The following is a 438-nucleotide window of genomic DNA, read 5'->3' as shown; positions in this document are numbered from 1 at the left end:
CCCGGGGTTTGATGATGCGCATCTGAGATGAAACGTGATGGCTCTTTCGGCCATTGCTGACAAATGAATTCGTGTGTGGGGAGGCCCAGCAGTATCTTGAGCCTGTGGACGAGATTGCAGGTGGCAACGAAGTCCGCGAGGTGTTGGCGCAACTGGTCATGCGTTTCGTAATAGAGCTGCCTTGCAGAGTTGCGGCGTTGAACGATTTTTTTTGCTATGACCGAACCGCCGTTTCGAAATTGCTTTGAAGTATTGCCACTACTGTCATGGAGATGATGATGCTCTATCCGCAAAGCGCGAGTGAATTGCCCAATCCTCCTCCACTAATGCCGCCCGAACCGCCGAAGCCCAACCCATATCCTCCGCCTGGTGAAAATCCTCCGCCCATTCAGGAACCGCCCAATCATATAAACTGACAGGAATTCCTGAAAGCCGGAG

The 438-nt window shown here is 52.5% G+C and carries 1 pseudogene; it reads right to left on the bottom strand.

The features are described from left to right. Positions 1-176 (bottom strand): annotated as a pseudogene (locus GFJ39_RS14675) (IS481 family transposase); the annotation flags it as partial. Between the last annotated feature and the right edge of the window lie 262 nt (positions 177-438).

The sequence above is a fragment of the Gluconobacter aidae genome (genome assembly GCF_009547075.1).
In the GTDB taxonomy this organism is placed as follows: Bacteria; Pseudomonadota; Alphaproteobacteria; order Acetobacterales; family Acetobacteraceae; genus Gluconobacter; species Gluconobacter aidae.
Note: the sequence above shows the minus strand (reverse complement) of the source record. Positions and strands in the feature narration are given on the sequence as shown.